This is a genomic window from Blastococcus sp. SYSU D00922, from assembly GCF_054050495.1.
In genome coordinates this window covers 261,252-278,531 of sequence record NZ_JBJGZL010000001.1, presented here as the reverse complement: position 1 = coordinate 278,531, position 17,280 = coordinate 261,252, and the positions used below count along the sequence as shown (strand labels likewise).

The 17,280-nt window shown below is 75.3% G+C and carries 22 protein-coding genes; 7 read left to right on the top strand and 15 right to left on the bottom strand.

The genetic code is table 11. The annotated features are described in order from the left end of the window. Nucleotides 1-22 precede the first annotated feature (22 nt). The gene (locus ACI78T_RS01440; protein WP_456556312.1) at nucleotides 23-1,030 is read right to left on the bottom strand and encodes a UDP-N-acetylmuramate dehydrogenase; all 1,008 of its coding nucleotides are present in this window, start codon (nucleotides 1,028-1,030) and stop codon (nucleotides 23-25) included. A 34-nt stretch (nucleotides 1,031-1,064) separates the two neighbouring features. On the opposite strand from ACI78T_RS01440, the gene ACI78T_RS01435 reads away from it, so the two are divergent. Both ACI78T_RS01435 and ACI78T_RS01430 read left to right on the top strand, forming a co-directional pair. Next, nucleotides 1,065-1,928, top strand: a complete 864-nt coding sequence (locus ACI78T_RS01435) for a class I SAM-dependent methyltransferase (RefSeq protein ID WP_456556311.1) — start codon at nucleotides 1,065-1,067, stop codon at nucleotides 1,926-1,928. Further along, the gene (locus ACI78T_RS01430) at nucleotides 1,925-2,764 is read left to right on the top strand and encodes a spermidine synthase (RefSeq protein ID WP_456556310.1); all 840 of its coding nucleotides are present in this window, start codon (nucleotides 1,925-1,927) and stop codon (nucleotides 2,762-2,764) included. The genes ACI78T_RS01435 and ACI78T_RS01430 overlap by 4 nt, the downstream gene beginning before the upstream one ends. Here the strand turns inward: ACI78T_RS01430 and ACI78T_RS01425 are convergent. Further along, on the bottom strand, nucleotides 2,754-3,266 hold the full coding sequence (locus ACI78T_RS01425; protein WP_456556309.1) for an O-acetyl-ADP-ribose deacetylase: 513 nt from the start codon (nucleotides 3,264-3,266) through the stop codon (nucleotides 2,754-2,756). The two genes, ACI78T_RS01430 and ACI78T_RS01425, sit on opposite strands and share 11 nt — an antisense overlap. 41 nt (nucleotides 3,267-3,307) lie before the next feature. On the opposite strand from ACI78T_RS01425, the gene ACI78T_RS01420 reads away from it, so the two are divergent. Next, the gene (locus ACI78T_RS01420; protein WP_456556308.1) at nucleotides 3,308-3,502 is read left to right on the top strand and encodes a PspC domain-containing protein; all 195 of its coding nucleotides are present in this window, start codon (nucleotides 3,308-3,310) and stop codon (nucleotides 3,500-3,502) included. A gap of 27 nt (nucleotides 3,503-3,529) precedes the next feature. On the opposite strand, the gene ACI78T_RS01415 is transcribed toward ACI78T_RS01420, so the two are convergent. The 8 genes from ACI78T_RS01415 to ACI78T_RS01380 all read right to left on the bottom strand — a co-directional run bounded on the left by ACI78T_RS01415 (nucleotide 3,530) and on the right by ACI78T_RS01380 (nucleotide 9,204). Further along, nucleotides 3,530-3,817, bottom strand: coding sequence for a DUF2516 family protein (locus tag ACI78T_RS01415; protein ID WP_456556307.1), 288 nt, complete (start codon nucleotides 3,815-3,817; stop codon nucleotides 3,530-3,532). A 130-nt stretch (nucleotides 3,818-3,947) separates the two neighbouring features. Next, nucleotides 3,948-4,703, bottom strand: a complete 756-nt coding sequence (locus tag ACI78T_RS01410; protein WP_456556306.1) for a hypothetical protein — start codon at nucleotides 4,701-4,703, stop codon at nucleotides 3,948-3,950. Further along, nucleotides 4,700-5,209, bottom strand: a complete 510-nt coding sequence (locus ACI78T_RS01405; protein WP_456556305.1) for a helix-turn-helix domain-containing protein — start codon at nucleotides 5,207-5,209, stop codon at nucleotides 4,700-4,702. The genes ACI78T_RS01410 and ACI78T_RS01405 overlap by 4 nt, the downstream gene beginning before the upstream one ends. 87 nt (nucleotides 5,210-5,296) lie before the next feature. Further along, the gene (locus ACI78T_RS01400; protein WP_456556507.1) at nucleotides 5,297-6,280 is read right to left on the bottom strand and encodes an asparaginase; all 984 of its coding nucleotides are present in this window, start codon (nucleotides 6,278-6,280) and stop codon (nucleotides 5,297-5,299) included. Then, nucleotides 6,277-6,837: an RsiG family protein gene (locus ACI78T_RS01395; RefSeq protein WP_116450955.1), complete on the bottom strand. Its 561-nt coding sequence runs from the start codon at nucleotides 6,835-6,837 to the stop codon at nucleotides 6,277-6,279. The genes ACI78T_RS01400 and ACI78T_RS01395 overlap by 4 nt, the downstream gene beginning before the upstream one ends. Next, nucleotides 6,834-7,673 carry a 3-keto-5-aminohexanoate cleavage protein gene (locus ACI78T_RS01390; RefSeq protein ID WP_456556304.1) on the bottom strand — a complete coding sequence of 280 codons (840 nt, stop codon included), beginning with the start codon at nucleotides 7,671-7,673 and terminating at the stop codon, nucleotides 6,834-6,836. The genes ACI78T_RS01395 and ACI78T_RS01390 overlap by 4 nt, the downstream gene beginning before the upstream one ends. Then, nucleotides 7,670-8,752, bottom strand: a complete 1,083-nt coding sequence (ygfZ, locus tag ACI78T_RS01385) for a CAF17-like 4Fe-4S cluster assembly/insertion protein YgfZ (RefSeq protein ID WP_456556303.1) — start codon at nucleotides 8,750-8,752, stop codon at nucleotides 7,670-7,672. Before ygfZ ends, ACI78T_RS01390 begins: the two co-directional genes overlap by 4 nt. Then, nucleotides 8,749-9,204 (bottom strand): Fur family transcriptional regulator, encoded by a 456-nt coding sequence (locus tag ACI78T_RS01380; protein ID WP_456556302.1) that lies wholly within the window; start codon nucleotides 9,202-9,204, stop codon nucleotides 8,749-8,751. Before ACI78T_RS01380 ends, ygfZ begins: the two co-directional genes overlap by 4 nt. 93 nt (nucleotides 9,205-9,297) lie before the next feature. On the opposite strand from ACI78T_RS01380, the gene nhaA reads away from it, so the two are divergent. Both nhaA and ACI78T_RS01370 read left to right on the top strand, forming a co-directional pair. Then, the gene (gene nhaA, locus ACI78T_RS01375; protein WP_456556301.1) at nucleotides 9,298-10,629 is read left to right on the top strand and encodes a Na+/H+ antiporter NhaA; all 1,332 of its coding nucleotides are present in this window, start codon (nucleotides 9,298-9,300) and stop codon (nucleotides 10,627-10,629) included. Between the two features lie 320 nt (nucleotides 10,630-10,949). Beyond that, nucleotides 10,950-11,633, top strand: coding sequence for a hypothetical protein (locus ACI78T_RS01370; RefSeq protein WP_456556300.1), 684 nt, complete (start codon nucleotides 10,950-10,952; stop codon nucleotides 11,631-11,633). On the opposite strand, the gene ACI78T_RS01365 is transcribed toward ACI78T_RS01370, so the two are convergent. The 3 genes from ACI78T_RS01365 to ACI78T_RS01355 all read right to left on the bottom strand — a co-directional run bounded on the left by ACI78T_RS01365 (nucleotide 11,630) and on the right by ACI78T_RS01355 (nucleotide 14,925). Then, the gene (locus tag ACI78T_RS01365) at nucleotides 11,630-13,330 is read right to left on the bottom strand and encodes a DUF885 domain-containing protein (protein ID WP_456556299.1); all 1,701 of its coding nucleotides are present in this window, start codon (nucleotides 13,328-13,330) and stop codon (nucleotides 11,630-11,632) included. The two genes, ACI78T_RS01370 and ACI78T_RS01365, sit on opposite strands and share 4 nt — an antisense overlap. Next, a complete protein-coding gene (locus ACI78T_RS01360; protein ID WP_456556298.1) occupies nucleotides 13,327-13,860 on the bottom strand; it encodes an FABP family protein in 534 nt (177 codons plus the stop codon). Before ACI78T_RS01360 ends, ACI78T_RS01365 begins: the two co-directional genes overlap by 4 nt. A 135-nt stretch (nucleotides 13,861-13,995) precedes the next feature. After that, on the bottom strand, nucleotides 13,996-14,925 hold the full coding sequence (locus ACI78T_RS01355) for an NAD-dependent epimerase/dehydratase family protein (protein ID WP_456556297.1): 930 nt from the start codon (nucleotides 14,923-14,925) through the stop codon (nucleotides 13,996-13,998). Nucleotides 14,926-15,051: 126 nt separating this feature from the next. Here ACI78T_RS01355 and ACI78T_RS01350 point away from each other — a divergent pair, with 126 nt between their 5' ends. Beyond that, on the top strand, nucleotides 15,052-15,729 hold the full coding sequence (locus ACI78T_RS01350; protein ID WP_456556296.1) for a TetR/AcrR family transcriptional regulator: 678 nt from the start codon (nucleotides 15,052-15,054) through the stop codon (nucleotides 15,727-15,729). Beyond that, nucleotides 15,730-16,458, top strand: a complete 729-nt coding sequence (locus ACI78T_RS01345) for a DUF4184 family protein (RefSeq protein WP_456556295.1) — start codon at nucleotides 15,730-15,732, stop codon at nucleotides 16,456-16,458. A 1-nt stretch (nucleotide 16,459) separates the two neighbouring features. On the opposite strand, the gene ACI78T_RS01340 is transcribed toward ACI78T_RS01345, so the two are convergent. Both ACI78T_RS01340 and ACI78T_RS01335 read right to left on the bottom strand, forming a co-directional pair. Then, nucleotides 16,460-16,873 carry a hypothetical protein gene (locus ACI78T_RS01340; RefSeq protein WP_456556294.1) on the bottom strand — a complete coding sequence of 138 codons (414 nt, stop codon included), beginning with the start codon at nucleotides 16,871-16,873 and terminating at the stop codon, nucleotides 16,460-16,462. Further along, a complete protein-coding gene (locus tag ACI78T_RS01335; RefSeq protein WP_456556293.1) occupies nucleotides 16,866-17,243 on the bottom strand; it encodes a hypothetical protein in 378 nt (125 codons plus the stop codon). The genes ACI78T_RS01340 and ACI78T_RS01335 overlap by 8 nt, the downstream gene beginning before the upstream one ends. Nucleotides 17,244-17,280 lie beyond the last annotated feature (37 nt).

The window sequence follows — 17,280 nt, the reverse complement described above, 5'->3', positions numbered from 1 at the left end:
GCCACGAGTGTGCAGATCTCGGCTAGGGGCGCACCGCGGTGGGCTCGCGCTCCAGGAGGACGCCGAACTTCTCCTCGACGGTCGCGACGACGCGGTCCGCGAACGCGAGCAGCTCCGCCGCCGTGGCGCCGTCCTCCGTGGTGAGGGCGAGGCTGTGCCGGGACGACGTCCCGACGTTCCCCTCGCGCGTGCCGCGGCCGAAGCCGCCGTGCTGCACGAGCCAGGCGGCGCTGAGCTTGACCAGCCCGTCGCCGGCCGGCCAGCTGGGACATCCCTCGACCGCCTTGTCAGCGGGCACGATCGGGTTGGTGAAGAACGAGCCGGCGCTGCGGCTGTCGGGGTCGGCGGGGTCCCACACCATGCCCTTGCCGCGGCGCAGCCGCAGCACGGCCTCCCGGACGTCGGCGAGCGGCGCGGGCTGCCCGATCTCGACGCCCAGCGTGCGCGCCAGCTCGGCGTACGTGACCGGTCGCGACTCCGCGCCCGGGTGCAGCGCGTAGGTGACGTCGAGGACGACGAACCGGCCGGGCTCCCGCTTCAGCCGGCTGTCGCGGTAGGCGAAGCCGCAGTCGGCCGGCGAGAGGGTGCGCTCGGACTTCTCGGCGCGGTCGTACACGCGCACGGCGGTGATCGTCTGCGCGACCTCCTGGCCGTAGGCCCCCACGTTCTGGATCGGCGTGGCGCCGGTGGAGCCGGGGATGCCGGACAGGGCCTCGATGCCCGCCAGCCGGTTCTCGACGGTGTACGCCACCAGCTCGTCCCAGTCGTGCCCGGCCTGCACGGTGAGGCTGTCGCCGTCGCGCTCGATGCCGCGCGAGCGGACGAGGACGACGTCGCCCGGCCACCCCTCGTCGGGCGCGACCACGTTCGAGCCGCCGCCGAGCAGGAGCAGCGGCGTACCCGCCTCGTCGGCGTCGCGGACCGCCGCGACGAGCTCGTCGCCGTTCTCGACCTCGATCAGCCGCTCGATCGGGCCACCGACGGCGAGGGTCGTGAGGTCCGCCAGACGGACGTCGGATCGCACCTGCACGGCACCACGCTAGCCGGGACTACCCTCCGACACGGTGAGCGAGGCGGGGGGCGACCACAAGCAGCGGGCATCGCTGTCCCCTGCTCCGCACCGCAAGACCCCGCGGCTGGCGGCCGGTCGCGCCCGGGCGCTGGGCCTGCCGACCCGCGGCACCACGAACGCCAACCGGCTGCGGCGGGTCGACCGGTGGCTGCTCGCGACCCAGGTCCCGCGCTTGCGCGACTCCGCCCGTCCGCTCGTGGTCGACCTGGGCTACGGGTCGTCCGCCGTCACCACCCTCGAGCTCGTCGAGCGGCTCGGCCCCGAGGTCGACGGCCTGGAGGTCGTAGGGCTGGAGATCGACCCCGCGCGCGTGGCCGCCGTCGAGGCCGACCGCGACCCGCCGCGCGTGGACTTCCGGGTGGGCGGGTTCGAGCTGGCCGGGCTGCAGCCGGTGATCGTGCGGGCGTTCAACGTGCTGCGGCAGTACGACGAGGAGTCCGCGGCCCGGGCCTGGGACACGATGCGGGCGGCCCTGGCGCCGGGCGGCCTCCTCGTCGAGGGCACCTGCGACGAGTGGGGACGGCGCTCGGCGTGGGTGGCGCTGGACGCCGACGGACCGCTGACGCTGACGCTCGCCACGCGGGTCGCGGACATCACCAGGCCGTCGGACCTCGCGGAGCGGCTGCCGAAGGCGCTGATCCACCACAACGTGCCCGGGCAGCCGGTGCACGACTTCCTGCGCGCGTTCGACGCCGCGTGGGCGGCCGCCGCCGGGCTGTCGGCGTTCGGGCCGCGCCAGCGGTGGGTGGCGGCGGTCGAGGCGCTGGCAGAGCAGGGCTGGCCGATGGTGGGTTCGTCCCGGCGCTGGCGGCACGGCGAGGTGACGGTCCGGTGGTCGGCGGTCGCGCCGACGTGAGGCTGCCCCCCGGCCCGACCGAGGTGGCGGGCGGGACGGCCGAGCTGCTCGCCGACGCCGACCGCGACGGCTCCTGGATGCTGCTGGTCAACGGCACGCCGCAGTCGCACGTCGACCTCGACGACCCCGCTCACCTCGAGTTCGAGTACGTCCGCCGCATGGGCCACGTCCTCGACCTCGCGGCGGAGCCCGGCGCACCGATCGACGTCGCGCACCTCGGCGGCGGCGCGCTCACGCTCCCCCGGTACGTGGCGGTGACCCGCCCGGGCTCGCGGCAGCGCGTGGTGGAGATCGACCAGCCGCTCACCGACCTCGTCCGCGAGCACCTGCCGCTCCCCCGCGGTGCCCGCATCCGCGTGCGTGCGGACGACGCGCGCGTCGGGCTGACCGCCCTCCACACGGCCAGCGCGGACGTCGTGGTCTGCGACGTGTTCGCCGGCGCGCGAACCCCCGCGCACCTCACCAGCGCCGAGTTCGCCGCGGAGGCGCACCGCGTGCTGCGACCCGGCGGCGTCTACACCGCCAACGTCGCCGACGGCCCGCCGCTGCGGTTCGCCCGCGCCCAGGTCGCCACCCTCCGCGCGGTCTTCCGCCACGTCTGCCTGCTCGCCGAGCCCGGCACGATGCGCGGCCGGCGCTTCGGCAACCTGGTCGCGGTCGCCTCCGACGCGGAGCTGCCGATCGACGGGTACGTCCGCCGGTGCGCTCGTGACCCGATGCCTGCCCGCGTCGTGCACGGGCCGGACCTGGCGCGCTTCGCGAAGGGGGCGCAGCCGGTCCTCGACGCCGACGCCGTCGACTCCCCCGAGCCCCCCGACGGCGTCTTCAGCCGCTGAGCGCCGCCTCGAACGCGGTCAGCGCCTCGTCGGAGAACAGGACGAAGCGGACCTCCTGCACGTGCTGGGGCTCCACCGAGCGCACCGCCGTGACCGCCTGGCGCGCGGCGTCGTCCAGGGGCCAGCCGTACACACCCGCGGAGACGGCCGGGAACGCGACGGTCCTGGCACCCAGCTCGTCGGCCACCCGCAGGCTCTCGCGGTAGCAGGACCGCAGGACGCCGGACAGGTCGCGGGTCGCCGACCAGATCGGCCCCGCTGTGTGCACGACCCAGCGGGCCGGCAACCGGCCGCCGGTGGTCGCGACCGCCTCCCCTCGCGTCAGCCGCCCGCCCGGGAGGCGGGCGACGATCGCGCGGCACTCGGCCAGGATCGCCGGGCCTCCGGCGGCGTGGATGGCGCCGTCCACGCCACCGCCGCCGAGCAGCCCGGGGTTGGCCGCGTTGACGACGACGTCGACGTCGGCCCGCGTGATGTCCCCGAGCACCGCCCGCACCCGCACGCGCGCCCTCCCGTCAGCGATCCCCCGTAGGGTCTACCGGCATGACGGTGCCCGCGAACCTCCCGCTGCGCCGGGACTCCCGCAACAAGGTGATCGGCGGGGTCTGCGCCGGCATCGCCCGCCGCTACGGGCTCTCCCGCAACGGCCTGCGCCTGGCGTTCGTGCTCTCCTGCGTGCTCCCCGGCCCGCAGTTCATCGCCTACCTGCTGCTCTGGCTGCTCATCCCCGCCGACTGAGACGGCGGCCCGCCGAGGCGGGACGGCTCACCAGCTGTTGCCGCGCCGTAGCCCGCGCACGGCCGGGCGCACGTCGACCAGGTAGACGATCGCGGCGATGACCGCCGGGAGGCCGAACAGCGTCATCGGGTTCTGCTGCCAGAAGATGAGCAGCGCCGCGAGCCCGGTGATGCCGGCCCAGGCGGGCTTGGTGAGCTTGCCGGTGGCGACGTAGCCGGCGGCCGGCCGGATCAGCGCATCGACGAAGGCCCACAGCGTGAGTGCCTGCGCGCCCACGTAGAGCACGAGCAGCACCAGCCCTTCGAACGTCGCCATGGGGGCGAGCCTACCCGCCCGGCGCCCGGGATCCCGGGGATCGCGGGCGCCGCAGCCCGCGGACGCGACAGGGCCCCGGAGCGCTGCACGCAGCTCCGGGGCCCTGGTCGGTGGTCCGACGTCGGGGACGTCAGTTCTTCTTGGCGGGCACCGCGGTCGGGTTGGCCGGCTTGGCGGTGCGGGCGCGGGTCACCCGGGCCGAGGTGGACTTGGCCGGGGCCTTGCGGGCGGCGGTCGTCTTCTTGGCGGCGGGCTTGGCGGCCTTGGGGGCCTCGACGGCCTTCTCGGCGGTGGCCTTGGTGCTCTCGGCGGCGTCCTCGACCTTGTTCTCGGCCTTGGCCGCGACCTTGGTGGCCTTGGCGGCGGTCTTCTGCGCCACCGAGGTCACCTCGTTGGAGGCCTCGACGACGGCCTCGGCGGTCTCCTCGAGGACCTCCTCGAGGGCGTCCTCGACGGTGTCGACGGCGCGCTCGGCGCGACGCACGACCCGGCGGAAGCCCGGCTGCTGGCGCAGCTCCTCGACGACCTCGGCGCCGTGGGCGGCCAGGGACTCGACGGTGGCCAGCGCCTGGGTGCGGGCGGTCTCGACCAGGCCGGCGACGGTGCTGCGCAGCGCCTCCGGGCGGACGGCGACGGCCAGCTGCTGCGCCGTGGTGCGGGCGTTGACGGCGGCCTCGGTGGCCCGGGTGCGGGCCTCCTTGACGGCCAGGTCGGCCTGGACCTGGGCCTCGCCCGGCAGAGCCTCGGCCCGCGAGCGGAACTGGGCCACGACGGTCTTGGCGCGCTCGACGGCCAGGTCACCGGCGCCGATGGCGGCCAGGACGGCCGGCTTGGCCACGGTCACGACGGTCTCGCCGTACTGCTTCACGGTCTCGGTGGGGGTCATGCCGACTCCTTCGTAGAGCTGTCTGTGGGGTGGGAAGAGGTCTTCGCTGCGGCCCGGTGCTCGCGCACGTACGTCTCGTACAGCTCGAGCAGGACCGCCTTGTGACGCTCGGACAGGGCGTCGTCCGATCGGATCGCCGCCACGGTGTCCGGGTTGCCGGAGCGCCGGTCGAGGATCCCCGCCTGCTCGTAGAGCGATTCGGCGGAGATCTTCAGGCCCCGGGCGATCGACGCGAGGATCTCCGCTGACGGCTTGCGAAGACCCCGCTCCACCTGGGACAGGTACGGGTTGCTGACCCCGGCGGTGCGGGCCAGCTCGCGCAGGGAGACCCGGGCAGCACTGCGCTGCTCGCGGATGAACTCGCCGACCTGGGAGCTGACGGCCGCGACGCTGGGCTTGTCCCCCACCGATCCCGCGACCGACTCCGCCACGCTGCCGGCGACCCGGTCCACCTTCTCGCGGACCGTCGTCACCTGCTCGCGGACGAACTCACCGGGCGTCTGCACACCAGCAACTCTAGGCACAGGTGCTAGCAGCTGCAAGCGGAGTTGCTAGCAGATGGGCGTGAGGCCAGTCACAGGCGAAACCGCAGGTCAGCCCAGCAGGACCGAGCCCGGGCGGACCTCGCCGACCACGCCGTCCCCGCCGGACACCGGTGTCAGCAACCACCGCGACAGCTGCTCGGCCGGCACGCCCAGCCGGCGGAGCGCCGCGGCCAGGGCCGGGATGCGGCCGCGGTCACCGCCGTCGTCCAGCTTCAGCGCCACGGCGCCGAGACCGGGGACGGCGGCCACGTGCACGCCGTCGGCGCCGCCCTTGACCAGCAGCCCGGGCACCGCCTGCATGAGCTCGGTGTCCTCGCGGCCGGTGCCCGCGACGAACCACGGCTCGGCCCGCATGGCGTCGGCGACGGCGCGCTCCCGCGTGCCCGCGGCGGCCTCCACCAGCGACAGGACGCCGCGGGCCAGGCCGGTCACCGACAGCGCGTGCTGCGGAGCTCCGCACCCGTCGACCACGACCGCCGTCACCGGCTCACCCGCCGCCTGGCCCAGACGTGCCTCGATCGACCGCTGGAGGGGGTGGTCGCGCTCCAGGTAGCCGCCGGTCGGCCAGCCCGCCGCCACGCAGGCCGCCAGCATCGCCGCGTGCTTGCCCGAGCAGTTCATCGCCAGGCGCTCCGGCGCACGGCCGGTCGCGATCCAGTCGGCCTTCGTCCCCTCGTGCTGCGGCAGCGCCGGGGGGCAGCCCAGGTCGTCGGGGCCGAGGGCCGCCGCCGCCAGCATCGACGCGGCCAGGTCGCGGTGCGCGTCCTCGCCGTTGTGCGACCCGGCGCCGATCGCCAGCTCCTGCGCCGACCGCGGGGCCCACCCGGCGGCCAGCATCGCCGTCGCCTGGACCGGCTTGTTCGACGAGCGCGGCAGGATCGGGCGGTCGAGCGCGCCGGCGCCGAAGGTCACCGCCCCGGACGTGTCGAGGACGACGAGCGACCCGCGGTGCACCGACTCGAGGAAGCCCGACCGCCAGACCTCGACGAGAACCGGGTTGTCGGGCCAGTCGGTGACCGGAGCCGCGTTCAGTGCCGGCCCTCGTCCGCCAGCAGGGCGGCGACGTCGGCCTCGCCGTCCCGGTACCGGCGCCCGAGCTCGGCGGCCAGGCCGTCCATCACCTGCTGCACACCGCGCCGCCGCTCGGACAGGTCGCTCTCCGCGTCGGCGAGCGCGCGGGCGGCCTTCTCCAGCTTGGCATCGGTCAGGCTCTGGATCGCGGAGATGTCCACGCCCTTGGTCAGCGAGTTGACCCAGGACTCGTACTCCTCCGGGGCCTGCGGCTGCACCGTCTGGTGCCGGCCCAGGCCGTGCGCCGGGCCGCGCCCCTTCTCGCTCAGGATCTCCGGCAGCAGGTCGACCAGCGACCGGCCGTCGTGCTCGGCGCGGCGCTGCAGCTCGCGGCGCACGATGTCGAGGCGCCCCTGCAGCAGGCGGCGGGTGTAGGAGAGGTTGACCTCCTGCTGCTCGGCGTCCCGGCGCAGGCGGCGGACCTCGGACATCGGCTGCCTCGTGGCGTTCTCCAGGAACGCGGGCTCGAGGAGCGCGTCGACGGCGGCACCGCCGGCGGGGGCAGGCTTGGGACTCATCGGGCAATCTCCATCGGCTTGATCCCCAGGAAGGTTCGGGCGTCCTCGGTAGTCATCGGCGGGCGCTGGGCGATCCGGGCGAGCCCGGCCGCGCGGGCGACCAGCTGGGTGTTGTCGCGGACCGGCTCGCCGGGAGCGTAGGTGAGCGTGTCCTCCATGCCCACCCGCAGGTGACCACCCGCGGACAGCGCCGCGAGCATCACCGGCAGCGACGTCCGGCCGACACCGGTGGCGGCGAAGGTCGCCCCGGGCGGAAGCAGCGGCAGGCACGCGGTCAGCGCCTGCGCCGTCCCCGGCATGCCGCCGGGCACGCCCATCACCAGGTCGACGTGCACGTGCCCGCCGTGCGGCGGGCCGTACCTGTCGAGCAGCCGGGTGAGGGTCGCCAGCTGCCCGAGGTCGAAGACCTCGTACTCGGGCACGATGCCGCGCTGCTGCATCTGGGTGTGCAGCTCGACGATCAGGTCCCACGGGTTGGAGAAGACGTCGCGGCCGAAGTTGACGGTGCCCAGCGTCAGCGACGCGGCGTCCGGTTCGGCGTCCAGGACGGCGAGCCGCGCGTCGAACGGGTCGGTCACCGCACCGCCGGAGGACAGCTGCACCACGAGGTCGGTGCTCTCGCGCACCGCCGCCACGACCTCGCGCACCCGGCCGAGGTCGAGCGTGGGCCGGGTGTCGGCGTCCCGCACGTGCAGGTGGATGACTGCGGCGCCGACGGCCTCGCAGCCGCGCGCGGCGGCCACGACCTCCTCGACGGTCACCGGCAGGGCCGGCACGTCGGCCTTCGCCGACTCGGCGCCGGTGGGGGCGACCGTGATGAGGGTGCTGGAGGTCACCGGCCGATCGTCGCAGACCGGACCGCCCGGACGCGTTCGCGGGCCGCGACCAGGGTGTCGTCGGCCTCCGCCGGGGCATCGTCGGGGTCGATCGCGGCCGTCGAGCCGGCGACGGTGAGGGCCGCGTCCATCGCGACCGACTGCTTCACCAGCGCGAGGGCGATCACGCCGAGCTCGTGGTGGCGGACGACGGTCCCCACCCGGCCCACCTCGCGGGTCCCGGCGAGCACCGGAGTCCCCGGCTCGGCCAGCACCTCGCTGACGCCGTCCAGGTGCAGGAGGACCAGCCGGCGCGGCGGCCGGCCCAGGTTGTGCACCCGGGCGACGGTCTCCTGGCCCCGGTAGCAGCCCTTGTCCAGGTGGACCGCGGTCCGCAGCCACGGCAGCTCGTTGGGGATCGTGCGGTGGTCGGTGTCCAGGCCGAACCGGGGACGGCGGGCCTCCACCCGGAGTGCCTCGTAGGCGTCGACGCCGGCCAGCGGCGCGCCGAGCCGGTCGGCGATCCCGTCGACGTCGGTACGCGGCACGACCAGGTCGAACACGGCCGCTCCGCCGTCGCCGATCGCGGGCATGCGGCGCACGAAGCCGCCGCCGTCCAGGCTGCCGACGCCGTCCGGCACCGGGAAGCCGGCGGCCGCCAGCGCCTCCTCCGCCTTCGGGCCGACCAGGCTCAGCACGGCCCACGCGTCGGTGACAAGGGCGGGCTCGACGCGGAGCATGAAGCGCATCTTCTGGAGGAAGGCCTCCAGCGCGGAACCGGTGCCCGGCTCGACGTCGACCCACGTCGTCCCGGCCAGCTCGGCGACCGCGAGGTGGTGCTCGACGTGGCCGTTCGGCGAGAGCACGAGCGCCTCGCTGCCGGACCCGTCGGTCAGCCGGTCGAAGTGCTGGCTGGTGATGCTGTGCAGCCACGAGAGCCGGTCCACGCCGGGGACCTGGAGGACGTCGCGGTCGCTGCGGTCGACCAGGCCCGCCGCCTCGGCCAGCAGCCGCTGCTCGCGGAGGGGGTCGCCGTAGTGGGCCGCGATCGCGCCACCCTCGACGACGACGGCACCGGGACGGGCGAGCAGGGGGTTCACGAGGTCTCCGTTCTCTCACGGCACGCGCGGCACGTCCCGGACAGGGCGACGTGCCCCACGTCCACCGTGAAACCCAGATCGGCCGCCAGACGTTCCGCGGCGCTGTCGAGGAGGTCCGGCGCGGCCGAGGCGATCTCGCCGCACGACTGGCAGACCACGTGCAGGTGCGGGTGCTCGGCCGCGTGGTACACCGGCGCGCCCTTGCCGAGGTGGGTGTGCCAGACCAGGCCGAGCCGCTCGAGCAGCTCGAGGTTGCGGTAGACGGTCGAGGTGTCCGGCGCGGCCCCGCCCGGGCCGGCTTCCTCGCGCAGCCGGGCCCCGATCGCCTCCGGGGTCGCGTGCTCCAGGGCGGCGACGGCGGCCAGGACCCGCTGGCGCTGCGCCGTCAGCCGCAGCCCCTTCGCGCGCAGCCGCTCGGCGAGCGGGGCGCTGCTGTCCTGGCTGTCGGCCACCCGCCAAGGGTAGTTCCCGGTAGGGTCGGCCCCGGTGCGCCGGGAAGTCTGGTCGGCAACGTCCTCGTCGACCCCCTGACCCCGGAGCCGCCCGTGCCCTCCACCACCTCCCGCCTGCTGAGCCGGGGCTCCTACCCGGAGGCGCAGCGGATCGCGTCGGTCCTGCGCAAGGAGACCGTCGGCGGGGCCCTGCTCCTGGCCGGTGCGGCGATCGCACTCGTCTGGGCCAACTCCCCCTGGGGTGGCGCCTACGAGAGCCTCCGGGACACCCGGGTCGGCCCGTCGTCCCTCCACCTGGACCTCTCGCTGGGCACCTGGGCCGCCGACGGGCTGCTCGCCATCTTCTTCTTCGTCGCGGGGCTGGAGCTCAAGCGCGAGTTCGTCGCCGGCGACCTGCGTGACCCCCGCAGGGCCGCCCTGCCCATCGCCGCCGCCGTCGGGGGCATGGCGGTGCCCGCGCTGTTCTTCGTCTTGCTCAACCTGGGCGGGCGCGAGGGCGCGCTGGCCGGGTGGGCGATCCCGTCGGCCACCGACATCGCGTTCGCCCTCGCCGTCCTGGCGGTGATCAGCACCCACCTGCCCAGCGCGCTGCGGACGTTCCTGCTCACCCTCGCCGTCGTCGACGACCTGCTGGCGATCGTCGTCATCGCGATCTTCTACACGGAGCAGCTGTCGATCGGCTTCCTCGCGCTGGCGCTGCTGCCGCTGGCGGCATTCGGCTTCCTGGTGCAGCGGCGGGTCCGCTCGTGGTGGCTGCTGCTCCCGCTCGCCGCGCTCACGTGGGTGTTCATGCACGAGTCGGGCGTCCACGCCACCGTCGCCGGCGTCCTGCTGGCCTTCACGGTGCCCGTCGTGCGCAGCGAGGCGGCCGGCGGCCCGGACGCCGGACCGGGGCTGGCCGAGCACTTCGAGCACCGGCTGCGGCCGCTGTCCGCGGGGTTCGCCGTCCCGGTGTTCGCCTTCTTCTCCGCGGGCGTGGCCGTGGGCGGGCTGTCGGGGCTCGGCGCCTCGCTGGGCGACAGCATCGCGATCGGGATCGTCGTCGGCCTGGTGGCCGGCAAGACCATCGGCATCACCGCGGCCACCTGGCTGGTGTCGCGCTTCACGCGGGCCGAGCTCGACGAGAACCTGGGCTGGCCGGACGTGATCGGGCTGTCCCTGCTCGGGGGGATCGGCTTCACCGTCTCGCTGCTGATCACCGAGCTCGCGTACGGCGCGGAGAGCGAGAGCTACGACCACGCCAAGGTCGGCATCCTGGCCGGAACGCTGCTCGCCGCCCTGCTGGCCACGGTCGTCCTCCGCCTCCGCAACCGCCGCTACAAGCGCATGTACGAGGAGGAGCGGCGCGACGTCGACCGGGACGGCATCCCCGACGCCTGGGACCCGGTCGACGACAGGCCCGCCCGCCCGTCCGCCGAGGGCTGAAATTCCTCGTTGCACGACCCTCCGGGACCGACGTACTTTCGTCGTACACGAGAGAGGAGGTGGTCCGTAACTTTGCTGAGCTACAGGACTCGTGAGGTGGCTGTCCGCTAGCCGCCGTCCAGATGGGCCGCCCGTTCAGACGACAGTCTGAGCGACGGCAGATCGCCCGTCCGTCGTACGGCGGCGAGCGAGAACCGGACAGTCACCCGACCCCCGGGCCGCCGACACTTGTCCAGTCGGCCCGCGTGCAGCTCCCTCTCCGGAGGACAGCGCCGCGGAGCAGCCCGGGGGTTGTCCGTTCCCTGGGTAGGTTCGTGGTCGTGGAGCTCGGCGGACTACCTGTCGAGACCGACGTCTCCCAGGGCGTGTGGATTTCCTCCTCCCGGCGCCGGGCAGAGCCGGGCACCGTCGCCTCCCTGGTGCCGGACGTCTTCGAGGCCTGGGCCCGCGTCCTGCACCCCGCCGTCCGCTACGCGGGCGACGACGACGTCGAGGTGCCGTGGGCCGAGGTCGCGGCGCACAACGGCACCGCCGTCGGCCCGTTCGCGCGGTGGGACGCGATCACCCGGGGACCCGCCGACTGCCAGCCCCCCGTGTGGGACGACGGGCCCAGCGAGGGCCACCTCCCCGTACCCCTGGCCGACCGCCTCGCTGCCGTGCTCGCCCGGCACACCACGACGCCGGAGCACTGCCTGCTCGGTCGGTGGGACGGCTTCGGCTACGACCTGACCTCGCCCGACGAGCCGCCCCGGCTGCTGCTGAAGGGCGAGCGGGACGTGGTTCTCGTCCGCGGCACCGTCGCCGACGCCGTCCGCAACCTGGCGCCGGAGCCGCACGAGCAGAGCGCCAACCTCTGGTGGCCCGACGACCGGGCCTGGTGCGTGGTCACCGACGTCGACCTGCGCAGCACCTACGTCGGGGCCGGCGCGGCCTGCATCGCCGAGCTGCTGTCCAGCGACGGCGTCGAGGCCTTCGCCGTCGCACCCGGCGATCCGGTCGCCTAGAGCCGGGCGAGCTCCGCGGCGAGGTCGTCGAGGCCCAGCGAGCCCTGGGACAGCGCGGCCATGTGCCAGGACTTGAGGTCGAACTCGGCGCCCCGCGCGGCGGCCGCCTGCCGGGCAGCGGCGCGGCCCTCCAGCCAGGCCCGCTCCCCCAGCTTGTAGCTGATCGCCTGCCCCGGGATGCCGAGGTAGCGGACCAGCTCGCTGTCCAGGAAGGCCGGGTCGGCGCCGGAGTGCTCACCCATGAAGGTGCGGGCGAGCTCCGGCGTCCACGGGCGGCCGCGGTGCTCGGCCAGCGCCCCGTCGGCGTCGGCCGGGATCGGCAGCCCGAGGTGCATGCCGATGTCGATGACCACCCGGACCGCGCGCAGCTGCTGGGCGTCGAGGTAGCCCAGGCGGGTGCCCGGGTCGGGCAGGAAGCCGAGCTCGTCCATCAGCCGCTCGGCGTACAGCGCCCAGCCCTCGACGTTCGCGCTCACCGAGCCGAGCGAGGTCTGGTACGTCGACAGCTGCCCGGAGACGTAGGCCCACTGCGCCAGCTGCAGGTGGTGGCCGGGGACCCCCTCGTGGTACCAGATCGAGACGAGGTCCCAGAGCGGGAAGCGCTCCCGGCCCAGCGTGGGCAGCCAGGTCCGGCCCGGGCGGGAGAAGTCCTGCGCCGGCCGGGTGTAGTACGGCGCCGCCGCGCTACCGGGGGGCGCGATCATCGCCTCCACCTCGCGCACCGGCGCGGCGAGGTCGAAGTGCGTCCCGTCGAGGGCCTCGATCGCCTCGTCCATCATCGCCTGGAGCCGCTCGCGGATCGCCTCGACGCCGTCGACTGCCGGGCCGTGCTCCGTCAGCCAGCGCATGGCCTCGAGCGGGGTGCCGCCCGGAAGGATCTTCTCGGCCTCCGCCCGCTGCTCGGCGGCGATCCCCCGGTGCTCGGCCCAGCCCCACGCGTAGGCGTCCTCGAGGCCGGCGCCCGTCCCGAGGTCGGAACCGGTCCAGCGGCGGACGGCGACGGCGTAGCGCTCGCGGCCGACCGCGTCCGGCGTCCCCTCCGCCCGGGGTGCGTACTCGTCGCGCAGGTAGTCGCGGATCGCGGCGACGGCGCCGTCGGCCGCGGCCGCGGCGCGCACGAGGTCCGCGCGCAGCGCCTCGGGGCCGGCGGCCACGAACGAGGTGAAGTAGGGCCCGGTGAGCCACTCGTCGAGCTGCCCCACGACGGTGAGCACCTGCCGCGGCGCGGCGAACAGCCCCCGTCGCGCGCCCTCCTCCAGGGAGGCCCGGAAGCCCGCGTAGGCCTCCGGGACGCGGGCCATCCGCCGAGCGACGACGGCCCAGTCCTGCTCGGTCGCCAGCGGCATGATCAGGAAGACCTGCCGGACCGAGTGGATCGGGCTGAACAGGTTGGACAGCGACCGGTAGCCCTCGCCCGCCTCGTACGCGGCCAGCTCGGCGCCCAGGCGCTCGCGCAGCAACCGGGCGCAGCCCCGCTCGATCGGGTCGTCGAGCAGCGCGGGCGACTCGGCGAGCACCCGGTCGAGCTCGGCGAGCGTGGTGCGGGCCAGCTCCGCCTCGGCCTCCAGGCCGGCAGGGCTGTAGTCGGGCAGCCGGTCGTCGCCCGGGCGCGTCCCGAGCGAGGCCGCGGTGATGGGGTCGAGGTCGCAGACGGCGTCGACGAAGGCGTCGGCGACGGCGCGGGGGGTGCGGTTCATCGGATCCGTTCGAGTCGTGCTGACATCCACGGGCGCGGCGCCTCGTCGGGGCCGGCGCGGTCGATGGCGTACATGAGCGCGCCCTCGACGATCCCGTACAGCCGGACCGCGCGGCTCACGTCCGGTGCGCCCGGCGTGCGGGCCATGACGTCGGTGGTCAGCTCCCAGCTCGTCGTCGTCCGCGCCCGGCCGACGTAGAGCTCGACCAGCCCGTCGGGGTTGGTCACCAGGAGCTCGACGTCGTCCTGGCCGCGCGGCCGCCAGAAGCCGGACTCCCGGACGCCCGGCCCGACGATCGCGCCGTCGTCGGTGAGCCGCCACGAGCGGGCGTCGTAGGCGAGGAACCCGCGACCGTCGTGGCTGAACCGGATCCACTGGCCGAAGCGGAAGTCACCGCCCGCGCCGGTCGCCTGCCCCTCGCCGTGCCACTCCCCCAGGAGCGGCAGGACCGACAGCAGCTCCTCGGACACCTCGGGACCGGACCGCACGTCGGCGGTGTCGGGCACCGGCAGCTCGGTCGCCCCGCTCACCGCCGCGCACCCTTCGGCCGCCGCGCGAGCCGGAGCGCGCCGACGGCGCAGGCGACCGCGCCCAGCGACGCCAGTGCCGCGAGGATCCACGCTGAAACCATGGCCCCCACCGTAGGTGCGGGTCGCCGACAGGGTTCAGGCGGTCACCGGAGCCGCCGCGGTCGTCGCCCGCACGACCTCCTCCCACGGCGTCGCGGTGAGGCCGAACGTCTCCGTGGTCGCCGTCGCGTCGGTGACGAAGTCCTGGTCCCACTGGTGCCGGATGGCCACGACCTCGCGCATCATCGGGACGGCGAGGCCCACGGCGCGCAGGACCGGCCACGGGATGCCGCTGACCGGGACCGGGGGCACGCCCATCCCCTCCGCCAGGTCGGCGAGCGCCTGCCGCTGGGAGCGCGGCGCGGTGTTCGGCACGTGCCACGCCCGGCCGAGTGCCCGCTCGTCGGTGCCGAGGGTGGCCAGCGTGACGGCGACGTCGGGCAGGTAGGCCCAGCTCCGCCGGGCGTCGGGGTCGCCGATGACCCACGCCCGGCGGCCCGCGCGGAGAGCCGGCAGCTGCCGGTTGAGGTGGGAGTGGTCCGCGGGGACCTGCGGGCCGACGAAGTCCGCGGCGCGCGCCTCGGTCACCCGCACCCGTCCCGCCTCGTGGGCGGCCAGCGCGTCCTCCCACATGCGGATGCGCACCCGGCCCTTGACGTCGGTCGCGGCGAGCGGGGTGTCCGTCGTCATGGGGCCGGACGGGCGGCCGTAGCCGTAGAGGTTCGACATCGTCACCAGGACGGCGCCCGTCCGCTCGGCCGCCGCGAGCAGCGCCGCGGCGACCGGCGGCCAGTCGGTGGGCCAGCGGTGGTAGGCGGGGTTGACGGCGTTGTAGAGCGCCGCGGCACCGCGCGTGGCTTCGGTCAGCGCGTCGGCGTCCGCGGCGTCCACCTGCCGGTGCTCCACCTCGCCGGTGGAGCGCCCGCCGCTGCGGGACAGCACGCGGACCCGGTGGCCGCGGGCCACCAGCTCGTCCGCGGTCGTCACGCCGACCGGTCCCTTGCCGACGATCACCTGCAGTGCCATGGGAGCTCCTTCGGTTTGCGAGAGCGGTGCTCTCGTTCGAGACCGATGCTCGACCAGTTCGGACACTCCTGTCAAGAGCACCGCTCACGGTTGCGAGCGATGCTCACGATCCGGCATCATCGGGCGGTGCCCACCGCCCGTGAACGCGTCCGCGCCGAGCTGACCGCGGAGATCACCGACGCCGCCCGCCGGCAGCTCGCGGAGGTCGGCGCGGCGGCGCTGTCGCTGCGCGCCGTCGCCCGGGAGGTCGGGATGGTCTCCTCGGCGGTCTACCGCTACTTCCCGAGCCGGGACGACCTGCTCACCCGGCTGATCATCGACGGCTACGACGCGCTCGGGGAGGCGGCGGAGGCCGCCGACGACCCGGCCGCCGAGCCGCGGGCCCGCTGGCTGGCCGTCTGCCGCGCCGTGCGGTCCTGGGCGCTCGCGCACCCGCACGAGTACGCCCTGCTGTACGGCTCGCCGGTGCCCGGCTACGCGGCCCCCCAGGACACCGTGCCCGCCGCGGCGCGCGTCGGCATCGTGCTGGGCCGGATCCTGGGCGACGCCGCCCGCGCCGGGCAGCTGCCGGAGGGGTCGGGCGAGCGCGACCCGGCGCTGGTGAGCGACCAGACCGCCGCCGTGCTCGGCGGCGAGCACCCGGCGATCGACGAGACCGTCCGGGTCCGAGCCCTGCTCGCCTGGAGCTCCCTCTACGGGACGATCAGCTTCGAGCTGTTCGGGCACTTCGTGGGCTCTGTCGAGGACGGGGACCGCTACTTCGACCGGGCGATGACCGACCTCGCCGTCCTCATCGGCCTCTGAGTGCCGTTCACCCCGAGCCACGCGGCGGCGGTGCTGCCGCTCCTGCGCACTCCCCTGCCCGCCTCCGCGCTCGTGATCGGCAGCCTCACCCCGGACCTGCCCTTCTACCTGCCGGGCGGGTTCCCGTGGCGGACGCACACCGCGCTCGCCGTCGTCACCACCGATGTCGTCCTGGGCCTGGTGGCGTGGGTGGTCTGGCACGGGCTGCTGGCCGAGCCGGCACTGGCGGCGGCCCCCGCCGGGCTGCGCGGACGCATCCCCGGACCCCCGCCCGGCCTGCGCACCCGCCTCGCGTCGCCCGCCCGCGCCGGCTGGACGGTGACCGCTCTCGCCGTGGGTGCGGCCACGCACGTGCTGTGGGACGAGTTCACCCACGCGCGCCGCTGGGGTCCGGCGCACATCCAGGTCCTGGCGGAGGACTGGGGGTCGGCCCCCGGCTACCGCTGGCTCCAGTACGCGAGCAGCGTGCTCGGCGGCGTGGTCCTGCTCCTCTGGCTCGTGCGCTGGTGGCGGCGGACCCCGCCCCGGCCCGGTGTCCGCCGGCCCGGCGTCCGCTGGGCGTGGGCGGTCCTGCTCGCGGTGGGTGGCTCCATCGGCGCCGTGGCCGCGGCCGGCGCGCCCGACCTCGGCGCCGCCGTCTACGAGGGCGCGACCTCCGGCGGGCAAGCGGGACTCGGCGTGGCCGCGCTCCTGGCGGTGGCCTGGCACGTGCGGCACCGGAGCCGCTGACTCAGCCGCCCGGGCAGCGGTTGTCGCCGCCGCTGTGCTCCTGGCAGACCGCCGGCCCCGAGTCCGGCGCCGGCCCGTCGAACGCCTCCCGGAACTCCGTGGCCAGCAGCGTCGCGACCGGGACGGCCACCACGATCATGGCTGCGGCGAAGCACGAGGCCGCGACCTTCCGCGCGCGCCAGGTGAGCAGCACCCCGAGGAACGGCAGCCCCAGCGCCAGTGCCGAGGCGACGAGGTACAGCGTGGTCGCCTGCGAGCGCTCCGCGGCCGTGGGCTCCTCGCCGAAGAACGGCGCGGCGGCGATCGCGCCGCCGAAGACCAGCAGCGGCGGGACCAGGACCCACGCCAGCCAGATCAGCACCAGCGCCGCGGACGACGTCCGGACCGGGCGACGGGCGGGACGGACGTCAGCCATCGGGGCAGGGCCCCTCGCCCATGGTCACCTGCTGGCACAGCGACGGTCCCGGGTCCACCATCCCGCCCTCCCGGTCCCGGTACCAGCCGTCGGGGAGGCTCGACGCGATCAGGAGCACCACCCCGGCCAGGGCCGCCGCGAAGAAGCCGGCGGCGACCCTGCGGCTCCGCCACGTCATGAGCAGGCCGCTGAACGGCAGGCCCACGGCCAGGAGCACCCCGGCCAGCAGGAAGAGGAGCGACGTCCACCCGGCGACGTACAGCATCGGCGGCAGCACCAGCCACGCCACCCAGATCAGGACGAGCGTGCTCGACGACGTCCGGACCGGGCGGCCGCCGGCCAGCCGGGCCCAGCCCGCGCTGTCGCTCACGCGCGCATCCTGCACCACGTCGTCACGGAAGTCCGGG